The sequence below is a fragment of the Pantoea sp. BJFS-204 genome (assembly GCF_049310725.1).
Taxonomy (GTDB): domain Bacteria; phylum Pseudomonadota; class Gammaproteobacteria; order Enterobacterales; family Enterobacteriaceae; genus Pantoea; species Pantoea agglomerans.
The window spans coordinates 516807-540799 of sequence record NZ_JBMOWE010000002.1 but is presented as its reverse complement, the minus strand read 5'-3'; the positions used below and the strand labels follow the sequence as shown (position 1 = coordinate 540799).

Below are 23993 nucleotides of genomic sequence, written 5' to 3'. Positions count from 1 at the left end.
TTGTTAACCTTTTCCTCAACATGCAGAGAGGTCAGACTCGCCCACTTTCGCGTTACAGCTTCGCTTGCCTTTTGGCGGGCTGGCGACAAGATTTACTTATCACTGGCCTGAATCAGCGGGTCATCAACGGGTGATGCGACGATGCGCGCCCCCTAAAACAGGATGTTTTACAGACTATGTTCTCATTCGACTGGCACCGTTTCTTACTTAACGATCAACCGGCCACCTTTTTGTTTGAGGTGGTGGTACGGGTCATGATCGCTTATCTGGTGGTGTTCACCTTTCTGAAAGTCTCAGGACGACGCGGCGTGCGCCAGCTGTCGCTGTTCGAACTGGTGGTGATCCTGACGCTGGGTTCCGCGTCCGGTGATGTGACATTTTACGATGATGTGCCGGTGCTTCCGGTCATTATGGTGTTTGTAGTCCTGCTGGCGCTCTACCGCTTCACGACCTGGCTGACGGCGCACAGCCCGCGCTTTTCACGGCTTATTCAGGGCGACGTGATTACCCTGATTAAAGAGGGATTGTATGTGCTGGAGAGTCTGGATCGACTGAATATTTCCGAAGATGAGTTTTATATGGAGTTACGGCAGAGTGGTGTAGAGCATCTGGGGCAGATCCGGCTGGCGCTGGTGGAGGTCGATGGTCAGCTCAGCCTCTATTTCTACGATGACGATGAGATGCGCGCCGGGTTAAGCGTACTGCCCCCAGAGCACCGGCAGGATTACAGCACTGTGCCGGTCAGCGCGCTCTATGCCTGCACCCATTGCGGCCAGACGCAGATCATTGAGGCTGAGCAGCAGGCTGTCTGCCCGCGCTGTCAGCGACAGCGCTGGTCCGCGGCACTGACCGCGCGTCGGCTGCATTAATCGCCAGCATCCGCTCCGCGTTCAGGACTTGTCGCGTTTGCATCAGCCGGGTTAACGTCGGCGAAGCAGGCGCTGAGCGGGCGCTTTTGCTGTCCCCCGGCAGCGAAATTATCCGCACTTAGCCAGGCACTCAGGGCGCGCTGAACATCCGGCCATTCACGGTCAATAATTGATAGCCAGTCGGTATCGCGATTACGCTGTTTACGCGTCATCACCTGACGAAAACGGCCCTCAAAGCGGAACCCCAGCCGTTCTGCTGCGCGTCGTGATGCGATATTGGTTGAATCACAGCGCCACGCCACTCGCCGATAGCCGAGCGAGAAAGCCTGTTGCAGCAGCAGATAAATCGCCTCGCTGCCAATGACACTGCGCTGCATCAGCGGCGACCAGGTGACGTGACCGATTTCAACAGTGCCGTGTCCCGGCTCAATGCTGGCGAAGCAGACCACGCCGCAGGGCTGCTGATTTGGCGAGCAGACCGTGAAGGACACCAGGGCCGCATCCGCCACTTTATCCGCAATCCAGTGCTGCATCTGCGGCAGAGAGGCGGGCCGCTCTGCGCTCAGCCAGGTCCAGTCGCGATCATCCGGTGCCAGCATAAATGCCTGCAATAGCGGTTCTGCATGATCGATGCTTAGCGGCAGGAGAAGGCAGTGCTGACCCGTGAGTGGCATACAGGGTGGTCTGGTGACCGGTTGCCAGTCGGGCAGAGCCTCACCGACCGGCTGATCAAACTGATTGAGGTTCAATAGCATTCTCCTGAAAGAAAACGGACGGTTAGCCGGGAAACTTATGATGCCGGGCTGACGGACTATCCTGAACCGCGGTTAAACCCGTCGCAGCTTGTTCCCGCTTACCACATAACTTTGCCTGTTACTGACAGAAAATGAAAACCCTTCGGGCAGCATAGCGGCACCGTTACCAAAGAGGTGTGCGTATGAAAGTGAGGCTGCCCAGTGCATTACTGTTTTTGCTGTTATCGTTTGGCGCGTTTTCACAACAGGTGATCAGCGAAAGTCATCCCCATTCACGCAGTGCGCGATGGCTGGAGCAGGGCAGTCAGGTTGATACGGCGGATTCGCCGGATGAACATCTGCTGGAGAGGCGGGAGTGGCGAAGCAGCCTGCAACGCAAGCCGTTCTGAGATGAGATCCCCGGCGGAGAATAGCCGGGGAGCCAGGGGTTAAGCGTTTCAGACCCATTGTGAAATTATATTGTGGCCTGTGTCGCTGCCATGCCAGGCACCAGAATCACCTTGCGGCACTCCTCTTCGCGTTTGGCGAAAATATCGTAGCCACGCGCAGCATCTTCCAGCGGCAGATGGTGGGTCACAATCTCTTCCGGCGTCAGATGACCCTGTTCGATCAGCTTCAGCAGGTCGGGCAGATAAGCGTGTACGTGGGTCTGTCCCATCTTAAAGGTCAGCCCTTTATCAAAGGCGTCACCAAACAGGAAGCCGTGAATGAATCCGGCATAGACGCCCGGCACGCTGACGATACCGCCACGCCTTACTGCGGCAATACACTGACGCAACGCTTTACCGCTGCTGCCTTCCAGTTTGAGATTGGTGAGCACGGTTTCGGTCATGCTGCCTTTTGCCTCGAATCCTACTGCATCAATTACCGCATCCACACCGCGATTGCCTGTGCTGTGTTCGATAATCCAGCCGGCCGGGTCATCGATCTCATCGAAGTTAATCGGGATAACACCGTAGCGCTCGCGGGCAAAGTTTAAGCGGTAATTGTTGTGGTCGATCATGTAGATCTGTTCGGCACCCTGCTGTCGGGCGCAGGCGGCACTGAGCAGGCCAACCGGTCCGGCACCGAAAATCGCCAGGCTGGAGCCGGGTTTCACCTCGGCGTTTTTCACCGCCTGCCACGCGGTGGGCAGAATGTCTGACAGGAACAGCACTTTCTCATCTGACAGCACCGACGGCACTTTAAACGGGCCGGTATTGGCTTTCGGCACCCGGACATATTCCGCCTGTCCACCAGGCACACCGCCATAGAGTTTGCTGAAACCAAACAGGGCTGCGGGCGGCGTGATGTTTTTCCGGTTCAGGATGGCACCCCGTCCGCTGTTGGTATTTTCACAGGCAGCATACTGGCTCATCAGGCAGAAAAAACAGTCGCCACAGGCGATAACAAACGGGATCACCACCCGATCGCCTTTGGCCACGGCGGTCACTGCGCTGCCTGTCTCAACCACTTCGCCCATAAACTCATGACCAAAGATATCTCCGTGCCCGGTACCGGGGATTTTGCCGCGGTAAAGGTGCAGGTCTGAACCGCAAATAGCGGTGGCGGTCACACGCAGAATAATGTCATCTGCGGCTTCCAGACCGGGATCGGGAACGTTATCGACGCTGACTTTATGGGGGCCGTGATAAGTTAATGCTTTCATCTGTTCATCTCCTGATGATTAGGGGACGGCGGCCAGACCAGAAGGCGTGGCCACGCACGGGAAAGACTCAGGAAACCTGAAATCGAAACCTGCCTGAAGTGTAGTAATCCTTTAAGGAGTAAGCAGAGCGGTGCAGCAGGCTGGTCAGTTTCAGCCGGGCTGACAGGGCGGCTGAACCTGCGTTGTGGCGACCGTCACGGCTCGGGTGTCGGGTTGCCAGAGAGCGAGGTCGGCAAACGCACGACGATAAACCGTGTCGATTTGTGCCGGAACCTGTTCGATGTAGTGCCAGGCATGCTCACGCGTTTCACCGGTGAGCTGCTGCAGATAGTGCCGCGCGTCGTCCAGCGTCGGGATCTGGCCTTCAACACCCGCCATGCGGGCAGGCAGACCGGTCCAGATCAGACCTTCTATGCCTTTGGTCTTAGCCCACTCTGCCAGTGGTCCCGCTGAGGTCGCTGTCACCGTCATCATCCCGATGCCATCGATACGGCTGTCCGGAATGGCCTCACGCAGGCGCAATGCGCGGCAGGCGCTCTCAAGTGAGGCGGTATTCAGCCAGGCCCAGTACACCGCCACCGGGCTGGCGTTAAGGCAGATCGCGGTCGACAGCTCGCCGCCGTCAGCGATGCGCACAAACTCAATCGGTAGCTCAGGACCATCATGATGCCACTGACTGGCCACCGGCAGTGCGCCAGCTTTCCAGATTAACGATCCCCATCCGAGGCAGGCAATTTTCATTCTCTTCTCCAGTGCACCTGTCGGCGTGATCGCGACAGAATCTGTTTAAGCGTAGCCCGTTGCGCTGAACCGTTACAGGGATCACCTTTTTAGGGGCGGTAAAACTGCCACAAAGATGGCATGATCGCCGCGCAGTCACTTTGCACAACCTGACGGTTTTTTCAGCAATCCATGCGTGTTTATCTGCACGGCTTGAACTTTTATCGTCAGGTAGTGTAAAAAGTGGCGCACGCAATCGATTACCTATGCACGGGCGGGTCAGCATCACGTTGACTGATCCGGTTGCAGCTGAGGCGCAGAGTGGGGCGGACATTTGCCTGCCTGACGGCTCAGGTTACTGGCGGCTTTTAAAACGGAAGATCTGATGAAAACCACGCAAACTGGCACGCTGGGCGCGCTTGAGAGTGACGTCGATACAGGATGGCGTAAAACCGACACCATGTGGATGCTGGGTTTATACGGCACGGCGATTGGGGCGGGTGTGCTGTTCCTGCCTATCAATGCTGGCGTCGGCGGGCTGATCCCGCTGATCATCATGGCGATACTGGCGTTTCCGCTGACCTTTTTTGCGCACCGCGCCCTGACCCGATTCGTTCTCTCCGGTAAAAATCCGGCCGGGGATATCACCGAGGTGGTCGAGGAGCATTTTGGTGTTGGTGCGGGCAAGCTGATTACGCTGCTCTATTTCTTCGCTATCTACCCGATTCTGCTGATGTACAGCGTAGCGATCACCAACACGGTTGAGAGCCTGATGGTGAATCAGCTCGGCCTGGTGCCGCCACCGCGTGTGCTGCTGTCGCTGCTGCTGATTGTCGGACTGATGACCATTGTGCGTTTCGGCGAGAAGATGATTGTCAAAGCGATGAGCGTGCTGGTTTATCCCTTTGTGGCGGTGCTGATGCTGATGGCCTGCTATCTGATCCCGCACTGGCACGGCGCTGTGCTTTCGACCCTGAACGTTCAGCCCGCGGGCAGCAGCCTGTGGATGACGCTGTGGCTGGCGATTCCGGTGATGGTCTTCTCATTTAATCACTCGCCGATTATCTCCTCATTCGCGCTGGCAAAGCGGGAAGAGTATGGCGATGCCGCAGAGAAAAAGTGTTCGCGCATTCTGGCCTGCTCGCACCTGATGATGGTGGTGACGGTGATGTTCTTTGTCTTCAGCTGCGTGCTGAGCCTGTCGCCTGAAGATTTACACGCCGCCAAGGCGCAGAACATCACCATTCTTTCCTATCTGGCGAACCATTTTAAGGTGCCGATGATCGCCTGGCTGGGACCGCTGATTGCCATTGTGGCGATCACGAAATCGTTTCTCGGTCACTATCTTGGTGCGCGCGAAGGATTTAACGGTATGGTTAATAAGGCGCTGCGCAGTCGCGGCAAAACCATCGCGCCCGCCAGACTGAATCGCCTGACCGGACTCTTTATGCTGCTGACGACCTGGCTGGTGGCAACGCTGGATCCCAATATTCTCGGCATGATTGAGACGCTTGGCGGGCCGGTCATTGCGATGATTCTGTTCCTGATGCCGATGTACGCTATCCAGAAGGTCCCCGCGATGCGGAAGTACAGCGGTCACATCAGCAACCTGTTTGTGGTGCTGATCGGACTGATTGCCATCTCCGCAATCTTCTATTCGCTGGTGAAGTAACACTTAGCGCAACAGGCGCATCTCAATCCCCCTGGGATGCGCCTGCCATTATGCCCGCCCTTCGCCATTCTCTCCGTGCACCTCCACGCATTCAGCGATATCGCCCCCTGATTTAAGCCCGCTGTCGCGTAGTTAATGCCGCCTTTCAGACGCATCTGGTTAGCAATAGTTACATTTGGTACTTATCAGCATGGTAGAGTTAACGCGAATAATTATTATTCCCTAAAAGGACAGGAGAAAAATGAAAATCGGGATAATTGCTGCCACCACACTTTTACTGTCAACCGCCTGTGCGGCTACCACCTATCCGGTCACGGTGACCGATATGGATGGTCAGAAAATTACGCTGCAAAAAGAGCCGCAGCATGTGATTTTACAGGATGGGCGTGACGTGATGGCGCTGGCATTACTGGATCGCCAGAACCCGTTTCAGCGTGTCGTTGCCTGGAACAACCTGCCGAAAAAGCAGGATACCCAGACCTGGGACCTGCTGAAGCAGCGCTGGCCGCAGGCGGCATCGGTTGTTGATATGGGCTTTAACGATCAGGGGCAGGTCAATCTGGAGAGCGTGCTGGCGAAGCAGCCCGATCTGATGATTGCGCAACTGCGCGCCAAACCGGCCCTGACGTAGTCAGGCGTGCTCGCCACCCTGAAAAATCTCCATATCCCGGTGCTGTTCCTCGATGATGAACTCCATCCGAAAGAGAACACCCTGAAGAGCGTGAAAGTGCTGGGCACCGTTCTGAATCGCGAAGCCGAGGCGAAAGATTACGCCGATTTTTACCAGCAGCGCTGGCAGATGCTTCAGCAGAAGATTGCGCAGGTGCCGCACAAGCCAACCGTGTTTATTGAACCGATTGCCGGTAACAGCGACAACTGCTGCTTTACCCACGGTCATAACGGCTGGGGCGCGCTGGTGGAAGCGGTCGGTGGCAAGAATATCGGTTCTGCACTGCTGCCCGGCAGCTCAGGATTTGTGTCGCTGGAGAAGATTATCGCCATGAAGCCGGACGTCTATATCATGACCGGCTCCAAACGCCCGAACAGTAACGTGCTGCCGTTTGGTTACGGTGCCAGTCAGACCGACGTGACCGCCACCTTTAACCGCCTGCAGAGCCGCACCGGTCTGGAGCAGATCGAACCGGTGAAACAGAAACGGGTCTATGGCGTTTATCACCATTTTTATAATCACCCTTACAACATTATCGGCATGGAAATTCTGGCAAAAGATCTCTATCCGGAAGTGTTCCGCGATCTGGACCCGACGGCTGATTACCACCACATCGTGACGCACTTTACCGGGTTACCGGATGCGCCAGTGATCCTCAGCACGCCATAACCGCAAAAATGTCAGGGTGCGTTTCAGCATCCTGACTTTTCATCGGCCATCATCCGTCAACCAGAGCGTGATTATCAGACAGCGCAGGTTGCCCGGTTAACCTCTGGATTGCGTCAGCAACGTTGTCATCGCATGTCCTGTGTTAAGAAAGCGATAAGCAAGCGTAATAGTGTGTAAGTTACCGGATTTTAAGACTTTTACAGATGTCTCCCGCCACAATTATTGCCATGATGCCGATCAACGGTGCCTGAACAGCCGTTATTTTCGGAGGCAGTATCATGAAAAAAACAACATTAACGCTTATCGCTTCACTTTTGACATGCAGCACACTCTTTTCTCAGGCCTCACGGGCAGACGATCGTGATGACGCGCACCGCAAGCCTGTGCCGCATCAGAACGGTGACCATCGTGCTGACAATCGCGGTTCTGACCAGAATCAGGAGCGTGGCAACAACCGTCATGACAGCGTCAATCATCGCCCGGATCAGGACAAGAACGGTCGGGGCAGAGAGGCACGTAATGATCGCGACCATTTCGCCTGGCAGGGGCACGACTTCCGTCGCGGGCATCCTGTCCCGCAGGCGTACCGCGGCGACCATTACCGCGTAGCCGACTGGCATGAACGCGGTCTGCGTGAACCGCCGCGCGGTTATCACTGGGCAAACATCGACGGCAACTATGTGCTGATTGCTGCCGCAACCGGAGTAATTACCGCGCTGGTGCTGAACAGCGCCCTGAACTGATCCCCAGGGGATGGCTGCGGCCATCCCTCTTTCTTTCCGTTTTGCTGCGCCAGCGGCTATCCTGACACTCCACGCTGAATATTCCCTGTGTAAGGAGTCATGATGACGACGGTTAAGATGGTTGCGGTAGATATGGATGGCACCTTTCTGGACGATAACAAGCAGTACAATCGATCCCGCTTTCTCGACTGCTATCAGCAACTCACCGCCCGTGACATCAAATTTGTGGTGGCCAGCGGCAATCAGTATTACCAGCTCAAATCATTCTTCCCGGAGATCGCCAGCGATATCGCCTTTGTAGCCGAAAACGGCGCATGGATTATCGATCGTGATGAGGAACTGTTTTGCGGTGCCTTTGAACGCCGCGATGTTGACGCGGTGATCGATACCCTGCAAAACGGCGACTATCCGGGTCTGCGTTACCTGCTGTGTGGCCGGGAGAGCGCCTGGTACTTCGACGGCATGGAAGAGAACTGGCTGAAGAAGATGCGCCATTACTGTCACCGGCTGAAGCCGATTCATCATCTGGATGAGTTGCAGCATGACCGGCTGTTTAAGTTCGCGCTGAATCTCTCTGATGACTATATCGAGCCACTGATGGCGGATATTGAACGTCTGCATCAGGGGCGTGTGGCAGCGACCTCAAGCGGTCACGGCTCGGTGGATTTGATCGTGCCGGGGAATCATAAAGCGCACGGTCTGGATCTGCTGGCACAACGCTGGGGGATCGCGCATGACCAGGTGCTGGCCTTTGGTGATGGCGGGAACGATCTGGAGATGCTCAGACAGTCTGGCTTCAGTTTTGCCATGGACAACGCGCCACAGCGGGTGAAACAGGCGGCACGCTATGCCGCGCCTTCTAACAACGAGCAGGGCGTGCTGCAGGTGATTGAGCAGATGCTGGCAGGTGAGGGGCCTTTTAGCGCCATGCAGGCTTAGCCGTCTGGCGCTGCGATTAAGCTAGGGCGGTTAGCGCCGTGATTCAGCCAGCCGCCTGGCTCAGAGAGCGGGTGCAACAGGATAGCGCTGAGGAGCAGCAAAGCCGGGCGAGGCTGGCAGGCCCGGGTTGTGCCTGATCAGCGAATGCGGGCAACGCGGCTCCTGATCACGCCGTGATTGGCCAGGCCTGCGCGATCATCATCTGCATCTGTTCGCGGCTGTAATTCACCAGCGAATTTTTGCTGTTGGCTCGCGCCAGAATCCACTCCACCTCGGCGCGGCTCAGTGAAGGGCCATCCTGCCAGAATGGGGTGATCGCCTGCTGCTGCAGCCACTGTTTCAGAAACTGCGCCGGTGAGTCCGTAGTTTCGCTGAAGAGCTGCGGGTGCAGTTCCGCCATCAGCTTACGCTGCAGTGGCTGTTCGCTGTCGGACAACAGATCCAGGAACGGAAACAGCAGACGTCCGCACACTTCACCGTGATGGAACGGCTTAATTGCGCCCAGTTCCCCTGCAATACCGTGGATCACCCCCAGACCCGCACTGCTGAGACTGACACCGCCCAGCCACGACGCCATCATCATCGCTTCCCGTGCCGCGTCGCCAGCAGCATCCTCACGATTAAGTGCAGGCCAGGCATGAACAAACTGACGCAGGCCGGTCAGCGCCAGCTGTCGGGTAAAGAGGTTGCCTTTGCCGGAGAGATACGCTTCGAACAGGTGGGTAAACGCATCAATACCGCAGGTTGCCAGCACCCGGTCAGGCGCACCTTTCAGCAGATCGGCATCGAGAATTGCCACCTCCGGTACAAAGACCGGGTGGCGCAGTGACGCTTTTATCTGAATGTCACGCTGATCAGTCACCACCGCATTTTGCGTCACTTCACTGCCGGTACCGGCGGTAGTCGGGATAGCAATCAGCGGCAACGTGATGGGCTGAACCGCGGTGTCACCCACTTTTTCCAGATAGCGGGCGGTTGGCAACGGGTGTTGTACCATCGCGCTAAATGCTTTCGCCGCATCCAGCACGCTCCCGCCGCCAATCGCGACGACCCGATCGACATGACCGCGCCAGCGCGCAACCCAGCCATCAATCTCGGCGGGTGAGGCTTCATGACTGACAATTTCATAGCCAATAATATGATCGTTGAGTCCGGCTTTTAGCCGGGCATATGCGGGGCCTTGCAGAAAAGATTGTCCACAAAACAGCAGAGTAGGCTGTGACCGGGCGGCCAGCAGCGGCACCAGTTTATCCAGGCTGCCCCGGCCAAAGAGGGTTCGTTGATTACTGTACAGCTCACTCAGGTTCTCACTCACCAGCGCATCCTTTTTACATTTCGCTAAAATCTGAGTGTAACGAAAAGCAAGGCGCCGGGACTGGCAAACTTTCTGATAACGCATTGGCAAAAAGTTGATCACCTTCGCAAAACAGAAATTCACCCCCGGCGGGGTGGTGCTTTCCTGCTGATGTTACCCTTAACATGTTATCGGTAACAGCGTTTGTCGGGATGTGTAAACATCTTACAGCGCACTGTTTTGTAGCCCTCAGGGGATCATGATAATAAACCGACACTGAATGATGTTCAGTGCACAAGGTGGAGAAAAGCTATGCCATTACTCTATGTGGCGATTGGCGTCGCGTTACTGCTGCTGCTGATGATTCGCTTTAAGCTTAATGGATTTATCGCGCTGATCCTGGTGGCGCTGGCGGTCGGTGTGATGCAGGGCATGCCGGTTAATAAAGTGATTACCTCAATCAAAGCGGGCGTGGGTGGCACACTGGGCAGCCTGGCGCTGATCATGGGCTTTGGTGCCATGCTCGGTAAATTGCTGGCCGACTGCGGCGGTGCGCAGCGTATTGCCACCACCCTGATTGAAAAATTCGGCACTAAGCATATTCAGTGGGCGCTGGTGCTGACCGGTTTTATCGTCGGATTTGCGCTGTTCTATGAAGTCGGCTTTGTACTGATGCTGCCACTAGTGTTCAGCGTTGCGGCGTCGGCACGTGTGCCGCTGCTCTATGTCGGGGTGCCGATGGCGGCTGCCCTGTCAGTGACGCACGGCTTTCTTCCGCCGCATCCTGGCCCGACCGCAATCGCGACGCTGTTTAACGCTGACATGGGTAAAACGCTGCTGTTTGGTACGCTGCTGGGTATTCCTACGGTGATTCTGGCGGGTCCGGTCTATGCCCGCTTCCTGAAAGGCATCGACAAACCGATTCCTGAGGGTCTCTATAACCCGAAAACCTTTACCGAGGCGGAAATGCCTGGGTTTGGCGTCAGCGTCTGGACGGCACTGGTACCTGTGGTGCTGATGGCGCTGCGTGCGGTGGCAGAGATGCTGCTGCCTAAAGGCCATGTGCTGCTGCCCTATGCGGAGTTCTTTGGCGACCCGGTGATGGCGACACTGATTGCGGTGCTGATTGCAATCTTCACCTTTGGACTGAATCGCGGCCGCACGATGGAACAGGTCATGGATACCCTGACCGATTCGATCAAAATCATCGCCATGATGTTGTTGATCATCGGCGGTGGTGGTGCCTTCAAACAGGTGCTGGTGGATAGCGGCGTGGATAAATACATTGCCAGCATGATGCATTCTACTCAGCTGTCGCCAATCTTTATGGCCTGGTCGATTGCCGCGGTGCTGCGTATTGCTCTGGGTTCTGCCACGGTAGCGGCCATTACCGCCGGGGGAATTGTGGCACCGCTGATTGTTACCAGCGGCGCCAGCCCGGAACTGATGGTCATCGCCGTAGGGTCCGGTAGCGTGATCTTCTCGCACGTTAATGACCCGGGCTTCTGGCTGTTCAAAGAGTATTTCAACCTGACGATTGGCGAAACCATCCGCTCCTGGTCGGCGCTGGAAACCATTATTTCGGTCTGTGGTCTGGTGGGTTGCCTGCTGCTCTCCTGGGCGATTTAACCTCTGGCCGCTGGCAAGCCTGCCAGCGGCTCTCTGCTTTCGCGTCTCTCCCGCTGCCTCTTTGAGCTTTGAACATCCCGTCGCGCTTGCTGCCCCTGTTGCCGGTTAAACCGGGATGTGCGGGACAGACAGCATAAAAAAGGCCGCAAGGTGCGGCCTGACAGAGAAGATTCAGTCTGAATCTGCCACGTTAATGAGGCGGTTAAAAACCGGCTTTCACCATCTGTTCCCGCAGCGCGTGTGCAATGTCACGGTTGCCACCGGTAACGGGGTAGATAACGTTATTCACCACATCATCAAGGTAGTGCTCGTCAAACTCCTGCAGAGAGAGCTGCGTGCCGCCTTCATCGTTGATGGCGAAAGTCCCTTTGATGTGGTTACCGCTGTTTTTTGCCTTGAGGCTGTAGCGGCCCATGCTGGTATTAATCGTGCTCATAAGATCTCCTCGCGACTCATTTTCAATCTCATCACTCTTGAGGCCTGCCTTGCCGCCTAAATTTTAGCCAGGAGTGTTCTGTAAAACGAAGAAAGAGAGCCGTTAAAAAGTGGTGTTGCGATCGTTATCTCAGAATTTAAATAAAGCTCAGGGTTGATGAACTTATGACCAGTTGAGCCTTAAGTGAAGCGGCAGGGCGCATTTTCCTGTCTATAATGCTTACAGGAAAAGTGTTTAATTGGTGAGGGGAAAGGAAATGAAAATTATTCTGTGGATTATTGCGATCATTTTTATCGTTGGCTTACTGACCCTGACAGGGGTGTTCAAACTGATTTTCTGATATCTGTTAACGCTTCAGCAACAGCGGGCACCTAATCAGGTGCCCGCAATGTTTTCTGGCTGGCCAACAGAGCGTCTGTAATGGGATCCATCGGCGTATTGGGCAGCAGATCCTGTGAGCCCAGAGGTTTCTTACAGTATGCGCAGCAGGCACCATGAAAGTTTCGCTGGCCCTCGCGGTAATCAGTAAAAACGAATCGGGCGCTTCCACATTGACCGCAACGTATCTTCATCACCATCCTGTGTCTCACCCTCCTTTTAATCAGCATTAACGGATGCCTGTGCCTGACAGGTTAAGCGGACTTTATCTATTGCGCGGCAATATTATTTCGCACTGCGATAAGAAAAGTAGTTTCTTATGCTTTTGATTGTTTGTTGCCAAATGCGCATTCGGCCACTAAAAAGCATTTCATTGATCCAGATCAGTGTTTATTAGTTGTTGGCTAAAATATCCGCGAATAGCCTGCCATGACTGATGATAATGGCACAGCCGACTCATTTTTTTTGGCGAGGGAGCGGGATCTGCGCCAGTGAATTTAAGATTTATCGTACAATAAATAGCCACTGGCAGGACGCAGGCCTGAAAAAGCAGAAAAACGGGTTTAAGGTCATGGGACTTACCGACCGGATGATAGAAAAAAATTGACCTTTTACCGGCGTAAACGTCATTAAGAACAGGAATATATCTTAATCAGATTTTTCTTTTTAACGTCAGTAACGTAACCGCTTAAAATTAAAAAGGGTTTCGTTTCCAGCAGGTTAGCGACCGATACCTGCTCTGCGCCTGATACGCGTTGAGCGATGTTTCGCAAGTCGAAAAGCAGGAAAGTGTGATGGATGTACAGAATGTCGATATTTATCACTTTTTCATCAAATCATGCTGGACAAATCCCTCAGCAATTGCTGTACTAGACCCCGACACAGTTTAGTGTCCATTTTTCATGTAAAGGTAATATAGATGTCTAAGATCAAAGGTAACGTTAAGTGGTTTAATGAATCTAAAGGATTCGGTTTCATTACTCCTGAAGATGGCAGCAAAGATGTATTCGTACATTTCTCTGCAATCCAGAGCAACGGCTTCAAAACTCTGGCTGAAGGTCAGCGCGTAGAGTTTGAAATCACCGACGGCGCTAAAGGCCCATCTGCTGCTAACGTTATCAGTCTGTAAGTTAACAGTCAGAATTCTAAAAACCCGCCTTATGGCGGGTTTTTTTATGGCTGTAATCTGCGCTTCATCCCCCCTGTCGTACTCTCACTCTCGGCGCGTTGCCGCACAAACTGCGCGGCGGTTCACACTAAATAACCGTAACATATTTATAACAACCCGATATGCAGCTTTTTGGCTTGCGACGCTATATAACTGTGCGACAGAACCCGGTGAGTGAGGAGGCAGGATGAACATACGTCAGGCAGAGTTGAAAGACAGTTTTGCTTTGAGTGCATTACTGAGCGAGTTAGGCTACGGCGGCACTGAAAGCTTTATTGAACAGCGCCTGGCGCAGTTATGCAGCGATCCCAGTGAAGCGCTGTTGGTGGCTGAACATGGCAGTCAGGTGCTGGGGTTTCTCTCCTTACATTTTATTCCTCAGCTGGCGCTGGCCGGTGATTTCGCCCGCATCAGCTATTTCTGCATTGCAGAAGGTGAGCGCAGTAAAGGCGTCGGCCAGCAGCTGATTCAGCATGCCGAAATGCTGGCGGCTCGTCGTGGCTGCGATCGCATGGAAGTCCATTGCCATCAGTCACGTCTCAAGGCGAACCAGTTCTACGCCCGTGAAGGCTATGTTGAATCCCCCTGTTATCTCATCAAAGATCTGCAAGCGAGTTAAATTCCCGTCCGCTGGCGATGACCAGCGCCCCGGCAATCATCTCCCGCTGTTCATCCCTGAGGCTGGCGATACTGACGCGAATAAATTGGGTTGGGCCGAGCCGACAGCGCTCGCCTGGCACGACCGCAATACCGCGGGCAGCCAGCGTGATCATGGCAAACTGCTCTGAAGTCACCGGAATATAGAGGCTTAATCCGTCGCGAAGCGGCAGATCAAGTCCACGCTGTGCCAGCGCCGTGAGCAACGCTTCACGCCGTTGCCGGTAGGTCGCGCGTGCGGTGGCGATCTGCCGTTGCGTTTCCTCATCCTCCAGCAGCCACGCCACCGCATCCTGCAGAATGCGGCTGGTCCAGCTGACGCCAAAATTTCGCCATGACTGAATGCGCCTGACCATCTCCGAGGTGGCAGAGAGCACTGCCAGCCGCAGGTCCGGTCCATAGGCTTTGGAAAACGAACGGACGTGCAGCGTGCGTTCAGGAAAGATTGAACCCAGGCTCCAGCTCGCCTCCGCGGAGAGATCGCCAATACCATCATCCTCAACGATTAGTGTGTTGCTCTGTTGCAGAACCTGCGCCATTGCCTGACGTCGCGCCGGGCTGATGCTGTTCCCGGTGGCCGAGTGGGTGCGGGGCTGATAGATCAACATTACCGGTGCCTGCTCCAGCAGAAGAGAAAGAACCTCTGGCAGCGGGCCTTGATCATCACACGCCAGCGGCAGAATCTCTGCGCCGACGTTATCCAGTATATCGAGCAGCCGGGTCGCGGTCGGATCTTCAATAATCACGCGGTCTCCCGGCGAGACCAGGGTTTGCACCAGCAGATTCATCGCGTCAAAACCGCCATCTGTCGCCAGAAACGCCTCTGCAGCATAGGGCCAGCGCGGCGCGATCGCCTGTAGCAGCGGCGCGGAAATCGCCTCACGGGTGTAGCTGTTGAGCTGCGGTGAGTGCAGGGCCGCCTGCAGCGCACGCTGCAGGTCAGGCAGCAGGGCGGGGTCGGGCGCGGCGAGGGTCAGATCGGCGCGGATGTTATCACCGTAGTTGCCGATCTTCTCAAAGCGAATCGGACGCGGCATCACCGTATTACTACTGACCCAGACACCACTGCGCCCCTTGCCCGCCAGCACTTTCTGCTTTCTGAGTTGCGCCCAGGCAGCAGAAACGGTTGCCGGGCTGACACCCAGCTGCTCCGCTATCTCCCGCACCGCAGGCATCTGCATACCTGTCGCGATCTGTCCGTCACGAATCAGCGCGGAGGCTGCCTGGGCAATGCCTTTCACTGAAGGCGATTTTATCTGGCTGCAAAACCAGTTGAGGTCAACGCTCTCTGTCATAAGAAAATACTTTGTTCAGTAACAAATTAATGATTGTTCAGGTAAGTATTCCGGATCTAGTATCAAATTCAAGCACTATTTTATGCCCCGTCCCGACGGTGCAGCGTAAACGGAGAGATCATGGCAAGGCTACTCATCAGACTGGCGGTACGCGACTGGGACTACTTCACCCCGCTGGCGCTGGGTGATATCAGACCAGAAGGTTTTGAACTGCAGATCGACCGCGTCGGCACGCTGGTGAATGATCTGGCGACCAGCCCCGACTATGACGCGGGCGAAGTCTCCTTCAGCCGCTATGCTCAGGGCCGGGCCAGAGGAGACGAAACACTGCTTGGCCTGCCGCACTTCCTGATGCGCGGCTTCCGCCAGCGCTGCATTATCACCACCAGCAGCAGCCCCATCACCACGCCTGCGCAGCTGAAAGGTAAGAGAATCGGCGTCACCGGCTGGCAGGATTCGGGCAATACCTGGACACGCACGGTGCTGCGTGAAGCAGGCGTCGAAATCGATGATGTGTTCTGGTATGCCGGTCGTCTTACTGCCGATCATCCAATTGTCGATCGGCTGGCGGGATTTGGCCGCCCGGGCCGCATTGAACCCGCGCCCGACGAGCGACCGCTGATAGAGATGCTGCAGGCGGGTGAGCTGGATGCCATCTTCACGCCATTTATGCCGGAGGACTTTTTCCTGCCGGGTTCAGGATTACGGCAGCTGCAGACCGATTTTTATCAGGCGGAGCGGGACTACTTTAATCGTGTCGGCTATGTGCCGGGCATCCACATTCTGGCGCTGAAACCGGCACTGGCGGCGGCGCATCCGTGGCTGCCTGCGGCGTTAAGTGAGGTCATCGATCGCTCTTACCGGCTATGGATGCAGAAAAGAGAGAAATATGCCGACACCACGCCGTGGCTGCTGGACGATTTGCGACGCACTGCGCAGGAATTGCCCGCTGACTGGAATCAGAATGGTTTTAGCGTTAACAGAAAGATGATTGCGGACTTTGGTCGCGAGCTCTATGAGCAAGGGCTGACTCACCAGGTACTGACGCCGGAAGCAATGTTTCCGGCCGCTGCGGGAGAAGAGAAATGATGAAAGTAGCACTGGGACAATTTGCGGTGAGCCGCGAATGGCAGGAGAACGCCAGTATCTGTCTGGACTTAATGCAGCGGGCGGCAGAAGGTGGCGCCGATCTGCTGGTACTGCCGGAAGGGGTGCTGGCACGTGATATAGCCGACCCCGATTTAGTGCTGAAGGCGGCGCAGCCGCTGGATGGCCCTTTTCTGAGCCAGCTGCTGGCCGCCAGCAAGCACACTGCGCTGACCACCATGATGAGCATTCACGTTCCCACCGGCGAGCAAAAAGCGCTTAACGTGCTGGTAGCGATCCGCAACGGTGAGATCATCGCCGCCTATGAAAAGCTGCATCTGTACGATGCCTTTGCGATGCAGGAGTCGCAGCGGGTCAATCCCGGCCACGTCATTCCGCCGCTGATTGAGGTCGCGGGTATGAAAGTCGGATTAATGACCTGCTATGACGTGCGCTTCCCGGAGCTGGCGCGTCGGCTGGTGCTGGATGGTGCAGAGGTGCTGGTGCTGCCTGCCGCCTGGGTTAAAGGTCCGCTGAAAGAGATGCACTGGGAACTGCTGACCCGCGCCCGCGCGCTGGAGAACACCTGCTATATGGTGGCGGTGGGGGAGTGCGGCCCGCGCAATATCGGCAACAGTCTGGTGGTCGATCCGCTGGGCGTGGCGGTGGCAAATGCGGCGGAATCACCGGCGCTGCTGTTTGCCGATCTCGATCCTGAGCGCGTCGCCTATGCCCGCCGGGTGCTACCGGTACTGGAAAACCGGCGCTTTGCCCGTCCCGAACTCAACTGATCCGCTGAACCAGGAATCCATTATGACGAAGAGAGCAACCGCCTTAATCGTGGCGCTGGGGCTGACTGCATCCCTGGCGCAGGCTGCCGACGCTATTCCGGTGCAAAAAGTTGACCAGGCGCTGCATGACAGGTTGCCGGATGAGATCAAAAAATCGGGCAAAATGATTTCAGTGAATAACGGTTCATTTCCGCCCTATGAAATTGTGAATGGCCCGCACTCAATGGAGGGCGCGTCGGCCGAATTAACGACTGCACTGGCACAACTGCTGGGTGTGAAGATCGAGCATGCAACGGTGAGTGGTTTATCAGGCGTACTCACCGGCATCAATGCGGGTCGTTATCAGCTGGCGATTGGGCCGATTGGTGATTATCCGGACCGTCAGCAGAAAGTGGATTTCATCGATTTTGTGCAGGAGTTCGTGGTGTTCGGCGTGCAGAAGGGCAATCCGGCCAGAATCAATCAGCTGGACGACACCTGCGGCAAGCGCATTGCCGTCATGGCCGCTGGCTCTGCGGAACAGGTTATCCGTAAGCAGTCAGCCCGGTGTGTGGCCGACGGGAAGCCGGCCGTGACAGTGCAGGCCTTTACCGATCAGCCTTCATCAATTCTGGCGGTACGTTCTAAACGCTCCGATGCGTTCTTCTCATCACAGGCGCCGCTGACTTACTTTGTTAATCAGGCGAAGGGGCAACTTGAGCTGGCGGGCAAAGGGCAGAAAAACGGCTTTGGCGACATTTTCCAGGGCACGGTGGTGCCGAAAGGCTCGCCGCTGGGTCAGGTGGTGCTGGATGCCTACAAAGAGCTGTATCAGAACGGGACGTATGCGGCCATCATGAAAAAGTGGCAGCTTGAGGGCAACATGACCACAGCACCCGGACTGAATCTGGCGAAAGAGGCCAGCAAATGAGCCCGCCGCGCCATCTCCACAGCGGTGACAGAGGCGAGGCACAGCTGCGCGACGTGGCGTTCGCTCGCAGCGCGCCCACTTACGGACGCTGGATCAGCTGGATTTTAGTGCTGGTGATCGGCACCAATCTGTTGTGGCTGGTGGCGACCAACCCTAACTTTGAATGGCAGGTGGTGCTTAAGTGGTTTACCGAAGGATCCGTGCTCAAAGGGTTGCAGGTCACCCTGGGGCTGACAGTGGTGTCGATGGTGCTCGGCACGCTGCTCGGTCTGCTGCTGGGCGTCTGGCGGCTCTCTGAGAACCGGTTGCTGCGCGGCGTTGCCGGACTCTATATCTGGTTCTTTCGTGGCACGCCGCTGCTGGTACAGCTGATCTTCTGGTACAACCTTTCTACGCTGTTTCCGGCGCTGTCGCTGACGCTGCCGTGGACCGATATCACGCTGGCTAGCTGGAATACCAACGATCTGATCACCCCGCTGACGGCCGCTATTGCCGGGCTGGCGCTGAATGAAGCGGCCTATATGGCGGAAATTATTCGCGCCGGTCTGCTGTCGGTGGATAACGGTCAGGTAGAGACTACCCAGGCCTTTGGCATGAGTCGTTCACGGGCGCTGCGGCGCATCATCATTCCGCAGGCGATGCGATCGATTATTCCGCCTACCGGCAACCAGTTGATCAGCATGATCAAGGCGACGTCGCTGGTCAGCGTGATCGCAATGGGCGATCTGCTCTATTCGGTGCAGGCGATCTACAACCGTACCTTCGAGATCATCCCGATGCTGATGGTGGCGGTGATCTGGTATCTGCTGATCACCTCGATCCTCAATCTGGGCCAGTCCGCCATCGAGCGTTACTACGCGCGTGGCACTCGTCGGGTGGCCAGCGCCCCCAGACGCGCCACCATCGCGGCTAACGTGCAACCCCAGCAGGAGGAGCAATGAGTCAGCGTGAACCCCTGGTCTGCGCCCGCAACGTGCAGAAGAATTACGGCGACAATCAGGTTCTGAAAGGGATCGATCTGGATGTCTGGCCCGGTGAAGTAGTGGTGATCCTCGGGCCATCTGGTTCCGGTAAATCCACGTTTCTGCGCTGCATCAATCATCTTGAAGAGATGAACGCCGGATCGATTCGGGTCGGCGATGAGCAGATCGGGTATGTACTTAAAGGGCATGTGCTGCACCGGTTGTCGCCACGCCAGATCGCCCGTCAGCGCCAGAAAATTGGCATGGTGTTTCAGCAGTTCAATCTCTACCCCCATATGACCGTGCTGCAGAACATCACTGAAGCGCCCATCGGCGTGCATAAATTCCCGCGTCAGGAGGCTATGGCCCATGCCCGATCGCTGCTGGCGACGGTGGGGTTAAGCGATAAAGCGGACGCCTGGCCACGTCACCTCTCGGGCGGACAGCAACAGCGTGTGGCGATTGCGCGGGCGCTGGCGATCAAGCCGCAGCTGATGCTGTTTGATGAGCCGACCTCCGCGCTCGATCCGGAACTGGTGGGCGAAGTGCTGGCGACCATGCGTACCCTTGCCGACCAGGGATTAACGATGATCGTGGTGACTCATGAGATTAGCTTTGCGCGGGAAGCCGCCGATCGCGTGGTCTTTATGGATGGGGGGGTGGTGGTGGAGCAGGGCACGCCTGAAGAGGTGATCGCGAATCCACAGCATCCGCGCACCCAGGCGTTCCTGAGTCGCTTCATCTGAGATCTTACTCTGTTACAGATTCCAGTTGTCGCCGCAGGCAAACTGCGCGTAAATATCAGTCACCGTGATTCGACAAAGTTGAAAGGTTAAATATGGAAGGTATCAGTATTGCCAAGCTGCTGATTATCGGTGCGCTTATCGTACTGCTTTTTGGTACCAACAAGTTGCGCTCACTGGGTGGCGATCTGGGCTCCGCAATCAAGGGCTTTAAAAAAGCCATGAAAGATGAAGATACCAGCGCAACCCGAACTGCGGCTGAAGACGTGCCGGCAGAACGCGTCGTTCATAAAGATTAATCGGTTATTTGCTGCAAATAACTGTTACTTTTTATTTCAGGCACAGATAAAAAAACCAGACTGTCTCCAGTCTGGTTTTTTGTTTTTCGGGCGTCCGACCGCAAAAGCGTGCTTATTTCACTTCTTCGCCTTTGGCCTGCATATCCGCATGATAGGAAGAGCGGACAAACGGACCGCACGCGGCATGGGTAAAGCCCATCGCCATCGCTTCTTCTTTCATCTCATCGAACTCAGCCGGGCTGACGTAGCGCTGAACCGGCAGGTGGTGGCGGCTCGGCTGCAGATACTGGCCCAGCGTCAGCATGGTGACACCATGGCGACGCAGATCGCGCATCACTTCAACGATTTCGGCATTGGTTTCGCCCAGGCCCACCATCAGACCCGATTTTGTCGGGATGTGAGGATGCGCCTCTTTGAATCGTTCAAGCAGCTTCAGTGACCACTCGTAGTTCGCGCCCGGACGCACCTGGCGGTAGACTCGCGGTACGTTTTCCAGATTGTGGTTAAACACATCCGGTGGCGTCGCGGTAAGAATCTCCAGCGCGCGATCCATACGGCCACGGAAGTCCGGCACCAGCGTTTCGATTTTGATCGTCGGATTTTTTTCGCGAATCGCGCTGATGCAGTCGGCAAAGTGCTGTGCGCCACCATCACGCAAATCATCGCGGTCAACCGAGGTGATCACCACGTAGCGCAGGCCCATATCGGCAATCGTCTGCGCCAGTTTAGCGGGTTCGTTAGCGTCAGGGGCATTGGGGCGGCCATGTGCCACATCGCAGAACGGACAACGACGGGTACAGATTGCGCCAAGGATCATAAAGGTGGCGGTGCCGTGGTTGAAGCATTCGGCGAGGTTAGGACAGGATGCCTCTTCACAGACTGAGTGCAGCCCGTTTTTGCGCATCGCGGCCTTAATGCCCTGAATACGACTGGAGTCAGCTGGCAGCTTGATTTTCATCCATTCCGGCTTACGCAACATCTCCTGCCGTTCAACAGCCACGGTTTTCACCGGGATCAGCGCCATTTTGTCTGCGTCACGATATTTGACGCCGCGTTCCATCTGAATTGGTTTACTCATAAATCAGCAGGTTCCGGTCGGATTGCGATTTGAAAGCGTTCCCACTCAAACCGGGAAGGCTGCTTTCAACTTTATTTGAAAAAAGTGCAAAAATTATATCATCACATCGCCTGCGAAGCAGCCACAGTCAGCGCGGATAAGTTACATATTTGTAAATTCGCATTCTGCGTTAAGGTTTAACAGGGAGATCCCCTGAAATCCATTCAACATTTTCATAACCTGACAGCCGCGCAAACGCGCTGACCAGCGGAGAGTGTACCTGCTCCGTCGTCACCTCTGGCTGGAAATTTTTCAACTGGGTCATGCTCATGCCGGCGTAACCACAGGGATTGATGCGCAGGAAGGGCGACAAATCCATAGCAACATTCAGCGCCAGACCGTGAAACGAGCAGCCTTTACGGATGCGTAATCCCAGTGAACAGATCTTCTCTTCCCCGACGTAGACGCCAGGTGCATCAGCACGGGCGCGGGCGCTGACGCCAAACTCTGCCAGGGTGGCGATAACCGTCTCTTCCAGAATGGTCACCAGCTGGCGTACGCCGAGCTTACGGCGTTTTACATCGATCAGGACGTACATCACCTGCTGTCCTGGCCCGTGATAGGTGACCTGACCCCCACGGTCACTCTGCACCACCGGGATCTCGCCTGGCATCAGCAGATGCTCTGCTTTGCCCGCCTGACCCTGAGTAAAGACCGGAGGATGTTCAACCAGCCAGATTTCATCACGACTCTGGTCGTTGCGCTGGTCGGTATAGTGATGCATGGCGTCGGAGACAGATTGCCAGTCGCGCAGACCTGACTGGCGGACAAGAAGAGTTTCAACTGACAAAACGAAAGCCCGCTAAAGGAAATAACGCTGAGGATAACGTCGGCAAACCGTCAGGCAGAGGCGCCTTGCCGACCCGTAAATTACAGTACCATCCGCACAATTTCGATGTTGCCAAGCTCTTCGTACAGGCGTTCTACCTGCTCGATGTGGGTAGCGGTGATAGTGATGTTGACGGAGTGATAGTTGCCTTTGCTGCTCGGCTTAACTTCAGGGCTGTAGTCGCCTGGCGCATGGCGTTGCACCACTTCAACCACTTGATCAACCAGCTCCGGTTGTGCCAGACCCATTACTTTGTACGTAAATGGGGTAGGAAATTCGAGCAGCTCATTCAGTTTGGTTTTCATATTAACTCCGGTGCATAAAAAACAGGCTCCCGCCTGAGCGGGAGCAACATAATATCGTGTAATGGGGGCGAAGGGGTGATTTTTCAATCACCCGCCACGCTTAACCGAACCAGTGATGGAACATCAGCTTGATGTAATCAACGATACGGCCAAAGAAACCTCCTTCAGAGATCTCGTTCAGCACCACCAGCGGACGCTGTTCGATAGTCTTGCCATCCAGCTGGAAGTTGATGCTGCCGACCACCTGATTTTTCTTCAGTGGTGCATGCAGTTCCGTGTTGGTCAGCACATAGCTGGCTTTCAGATCTTTCATGCGGCCACGTGGGATGGTCAGGTAAGCATCTTTTTCCACGCCCAGCTGCACACGGTCGTTATCGCCGAACCAGACTGGCTCAGAGGCGAACTCTTTGCCCGCTTTCAGTGGCGCCACGGTTTCAAAGAAACGGAAGCCCCAGGTGAGCAGTTTCTTACTCTCAGTTTCACGGCCTTTGTAGGTATGACCGCCCATGACTGCGGAGATCAGGCGCATCTGGCCTTCAGTCGCAGACGCTACCAGGTTATAGCCGGCTGAGTTAGTGTGACCTGTTTTGATGCCGTCCACATTCAGGTTGGTATCCCACAGCAGACCGTTACGGTTCATCTGACGGATATTGTTGAAGGTGAACTCTTTCTCTTTATAGACAGCATACTCTTCCGGCACGTCACGGATCAGCGCCTGACCGATCAACGCCATATCGCGCGCGGAGCTGTACTGACCTTCCGCGTCCAGACCATGAACAGTCTGGAAGTGGGTATTCTGCAGACCAATCGCTTTGACGTAGTTGTTCATCAGATTAACGAACGCATCCTGGCTGCCAGCGACATAGTCAGCCATTGCAACACAGGCGTCGTTACCGGACTGCAGCACAATCCCACGGGTCAGCTGAGAGACCGGCACGCGGTCGCCTGGCTTGAGGAACATCAGCGAGGAGCCTTTGAACACCGGGTTGCCGGTCGCCCAGGCATCCGGGCCGACGGTGACCATATCGTCCTGATGAATTTTACCCGCTTTAACGGCCTGACCAATGACATAGCTGGTCATCATCTTGGTCAGACTGGCAGGATCGCGGCGTGCATCGGCATTTTTCTCTGCCAGCACTTTGCCTGAGTTGTAGTCGATAAGGACATACGCTTCGGCATCAATGTCCGGCACGCCCGGAATCATGGTCTTGAGATTGACGTCATCAGCAATAGCAGCATGGCTGAGAGAGAAAGCGATCAGTGATCCCACTGTCAGGCGTTTCAGCAAACGAGATGATTTCAGCGTGTTCATGTGTAGGACTACAACATCCGTGAGTTTGAGGTTGAAAATGTCACTCATCATACCCAATGCCAGATTAACTGGCACCGGGCGTGATGATTGGGTTGTT

General features: G+C 55.5%; 24 protein-coding genes and 1 pseudogene. 15 read left to right on the top strand and 10 right to left on the bottom strand.

Features of this window, described 5'->3' with window-relative positions; genetic code table 11:
• Positions 1 to 176 precede the first annotated feature (176 nt).
• Positions 177 to 869, top strand: coding sequence for a DUF421 domain-containing protein (locus ACO6VX_RS09285; protein WP_061704250.1), 693 nt, complete (start codon positions 177 to 179; stop codon positions 867 to 869).
• Here the strand turns inward: ACO6VX_RS09285 and ACO6VX_RS09280 are convergent.
• Positions 866 to 1618 (bottom strand): GNAT family N-acetyltransferase, encoded by a 753-nt coding sequence (locus tag ACO6VX_RS09280; protein WP_010671262.1) that lies wholly within the window; start codon positions 1616 to 1618, stop codon positions 866 to 868. The genes ACO6VX_RS09285 and ACO6VX_RS09280 overlap by 4 nt on opposite strands.
• 188 nt (positions 1619 to 1806) lie before the next feature.
• Here ACO6VX_RS09280 and ACO6VX_RS09275 point away from each other — a divergent pair, with 188 nt between their 5' ends.
• Positions 1807 to 2013, top strand: coding sequence for a hypothetical protein (locus tag ACO6VX_RS09275; RefSeq protein ID WP_061901678.1), 207 nt, complete (start codon positions 1807 to 1809; stop codon positions 2011 to 2013).
• Between the two features lie 65 nt (positions 2014 to 2078).
• Here ACO6VX_RS09275 and ACO6VX_RS09270 read toward each other — a convergent pair whose 3' ends face one another.
• Positions 2079 to 3272, bottom strand: a complete 1194-nt coding sequence (locus ACO6VX_RS09270; RefSeq protein ID WP_045140685.1) for a zinc-dependent alcohol dehydrogenase — start codon at positions 3270 to 3272, stop codon at positions 2079 to 2081.
• Positions 3273 to 3422: 150 nt separating this feature from the next.
• Positions 3423 to 4013, bottom strand: coding sequence for a hypothetical protein (locus ACO6VX_RS09265; RefSeq protein ID WP_010671263.1), 591 nt, complete (start codon positions 4011 to 4013; stop codon positions 3423 to 3425).
• A gap of 364 nt (positions 4014 to 4377) precedes the next feature.
• Here ACO6VX_RS09265 and ACO6VX_RS09260 point away from each other — a divergent pair, with 364 nt between their 5' ends.
• The 4 genes and pseudogenes from ACO6VX_RS09260 to ACO6VX_RS09245 all read left to right on the top strand — a co-directional run bounded on the left by ACO6VX_RS09260 (position 4378) and on the right by ACO6VX_RS09245 (position 8685).
• Entirely contained in the window at positions 4378 to 5664 is a 1287-nt protein-coding gene (locus ACO6VX_RS09260) for an HAAAP family serine/threonine permease (protein WP_010671264.1), read from the top strand.
• Positions 5665 to 5905: 241 nt separating this feature from the next.
• Positions 5906 to 7003 (top strand): annotated as a pseudogene (locus ACO6VX_RS09255) (ABC transporter substrate-binding protein).
• A gap of 278 nt (positions 7004 to 7281) precedes the next feature.
• Positions 7282 to 7746 carry an RcnB family protein gene (locus tag ACO6VX_RS09250; RefSeq protein WP_422458089.1) on the top strand — a complete coding sequence of 155 codons (465 nt, stop codon included), beginning with the start codon at positions 7282 to 7284 and terminating at the stop codon, positions 7744 to 7746.
• Positions 7747 to 7848: 102 nt separating this feature from the next.
• Positions 7849 to 8685, top strand: a complete 837-nt coding sequence (locus ACO6VX_RS09245; protein WP_422458088.1) for a Cof-type HAD-IIB family hydrolase — start codon at positions 7849 to 7851, stop codon at positions 8683 to 8685.
• Positions 8686 to 8851: 166 nt separating this feature from the next.
• Here ACO6VX_RS09245 and ACO6VX_RS09240 read toward each other — a convergent pair whose 3' ends face one another.
• On the bottom strand, positions 8852 to 10000 hold the full coding sequence (locus ACO6VX_RS09240; RefSeq protein WP_064689969.1) for an iron-containing alcohol dehydrogenase: 1149 nt from the start codon (positions 9998 to 10000) through the stop codon (positions 8852 to 8854).
• A 291-nt stretch (positions 10001 to 10291) separates the two neighbouring features.
• Between ACO6VX_RS09240 and gntT the strand changes: the two genes are divergently transcribed.
• Positions 10292 to 11608, top strand: coding sequence for a gluconate transporter (gene gntT / locus ACO6VX_RS09235; RefSeq protein WP_010258995.1), 1317 nt, complete (start codon positions 10292 to 10294; stop codon positions 11606 to 11608).
• 202 nt (positions 11609 to 11810) lie between these two features.
• On the opposite strand, the gene ACO6VX_RS09230 is transcribed toward gntT, so the two are convergent.
• Positions 11811 to 12044: a hypothetical protein gene (locus tag ACO6VX_RS09230; protein ID WP_422458087.1), complete on the bottom strand. Its 234-nt coding sequence runs from the start codon at positions 12042 to 12044 to the stop codon at positions 11811 to 11813.
• Positions 12045 to 13341: 1297 nt separating this feature from the next.
• Here ACO6VX_RS09230 and cspE point away from each other — a divergent pair.
• The gene (gene cspE / locus ACO6VX_RS09225; protein ID WP_006118399.1) at positions 13342 to 13551 is read left to right on the top strand and encodes a transcription antiterminator/RNA stability regulator CspE; all 210 of its coding nucleotides are present in this window, start codon (positions 13342 to 13344) and stop codon (positions 13549 to 13551) included.
• Between the two features lie 226 nt (positions 13552 to 13777).
• Positions 13778 to 14209: a GNAT family N-acetyltransferase gene (locus ACO6VX_RS09220; RefSeq protein ID WP_010258992.1), complete on the top strand. Its 432-nt coding sequence runs from the start codon at positions 13778 to 13780 to the stop codon at positions 14207 to 14209.
• Here ACO6VX_RS09220 and ACO6VX_RS09215 read toward each other — a convergent pair.
• The gene (locus ACO6VX_RS09215; protein ID WP_050680181.1) at positions 14187 to 15542 is read right to left on the bottom strand and encodes a PLP-dependent aminotransferase family protein; all 1356 of its coding nucleotides are present in this window, start codon (positions 15540 to 15542) and stop codon (positions 14187 to 14189) included. The two genes, ACO6VX_RS09220 and ACO6VX_RS09215, sit on opposite strands and share 23 nt — an antisense overlap.
• Positions 15543 to 15662: 120 nt before the next feature.
• On the opposite strand from ACO6VX_RS09215, the gene ACO6VX_RS09210 reads away from it, so the two are divergent.
• From ACO6VX_RS09210 to tatE, 6 genes are all read left to right on the top strand, one after another.
• Positions 15663 to 16631, top strand: coding sequence for an ABC transporter substrate-binding protein (locus ACO6VX_RS09210; protein WP_187496064.1), 969 nt, complete (start codon positions 15663 to 15665; stop codon positions 16629 to 16631).
• The gene (locus ACO6VX_RS09205; protein WP_187496069.1) at positions 16631 to 17419 is read left to right on the top strand and encodes a deaminated glutathione amidase; all 789 of its coding nucleotides are present in this window, start codon (positions 16631 to 16633) and stop codon (positions 17417 to 17419) included. The genes ACO6VX_RS09210 and ACO6VX_RS09205 overlap by 1 nt, the downstream gene beginning before the upstream one ends.
• 22 nt (positions 17420 to 17441) lie before the next feature.
• Entirely contained in the window at positions 17442 to 18329 is an 888-nt protein-coding gene (locus ACO6VX_RS09200) for an ABC transporter substrate-binding protein (protein ID WP_010671270.1), read from the top strand.
• Positions 18326 to 19270: an amino acid ABC transporter permease gene (locus ACO6VX_RS09195; protein WP_122459065.1), complete on the top strand. Its 945-nt coding sequence runs from the start codon at positions 18326 to 18328 to the stop codon at positions 19268 to 19270. Before ACO6VX_RS09200 ends, ACO6VX_RS09195 begins: the two co-directional genes overlap by 4 nt.
• Complete coding sequence (locus tag ACO6VX_RS09190) at positions 19267 to 20037, top strand: amino acid ABC transporter ATP-binding protein (protein ID WP_010258981.1); 771 nt, start codon at positions 19267 to 19269, stop codon at positions 20035 to 20037. The genes ACO6VX_RS09195 and ACO6VX_RS09190 overlap by 4 nt, the downstream gene beginning before the upstream one ends.
• A 92-nt stretch (positions 20038 to 20129) precedes the next feature.
• Entirely contained in the window at positions 20130 to 20333 is a 204-nt protein-coding gene (gene tatE, locus ACO6VX_RS09185) for a twin-arginine translocase subunit TatE (protein WP_010671272.1), read from the top strand.
• A 112-nt stretch (positions 20334 to 20445) separates the two neighbouring features.
• Here the strand turns inward: tatE and lipA are convergent, their stop codons facing one another.
• The 4 genes from lipA to dacA form a co-directional block, all read right to left on the bottom strand.
• The gene (lipA, locus tag ACO6VX_RS09180; protein WP_010258979.1) at positions 20446 to 21411 is read right to left on the bottom strand and encodes a lipoyl synthase; all 966 of its coding nucleotides are present in this window, start codon (positions 21409 to 21411) and stop codon (positions 20446 to 20448) included.
• Positions 21412 to 21580: 169 nt separating this feature from the next.
• Entirely contained in the window at positions 21581 to 22240 is a 660-nt protein-coding gene (gene lipB / locus ACO6VX_RS09175) for a lipoyl(octanoyl) transferase LipB (RefSeq protein ID WP_029519432.1), read from the bottom strand.
• A gap of 80 nt (positions 22241 to 22320) precedes the next feature.
• On the bottom strand, positions 22321 to 22584 hold the full coding sequence (gene ybeD / locus ACO6VX_RS09170) for a DUF493 family protein YbeD (protein ID WP_003854030.1): 264 nt from the start codon (positions 22582 to 22584) through the stop codon (positions 22321 to 22323).
• Positions 22585 to 22684: 100 nt separating this feature from the next.
• Positions 22685 to 23896: a D-alanyl-D-alanine carboxypeptidase DacA gene (gene dacA / locus ACO6VX_RS09165; RefSeq protein ID WP_010258977.1), complete on the bottom strand. Its 1212-nt coding sequence runs from the start codon at positions 23894 to 23896 to the stop codon at positions 22685 to 22687.
• Positions 23897 to 23993: the final 97 nt, after the last annotated feature.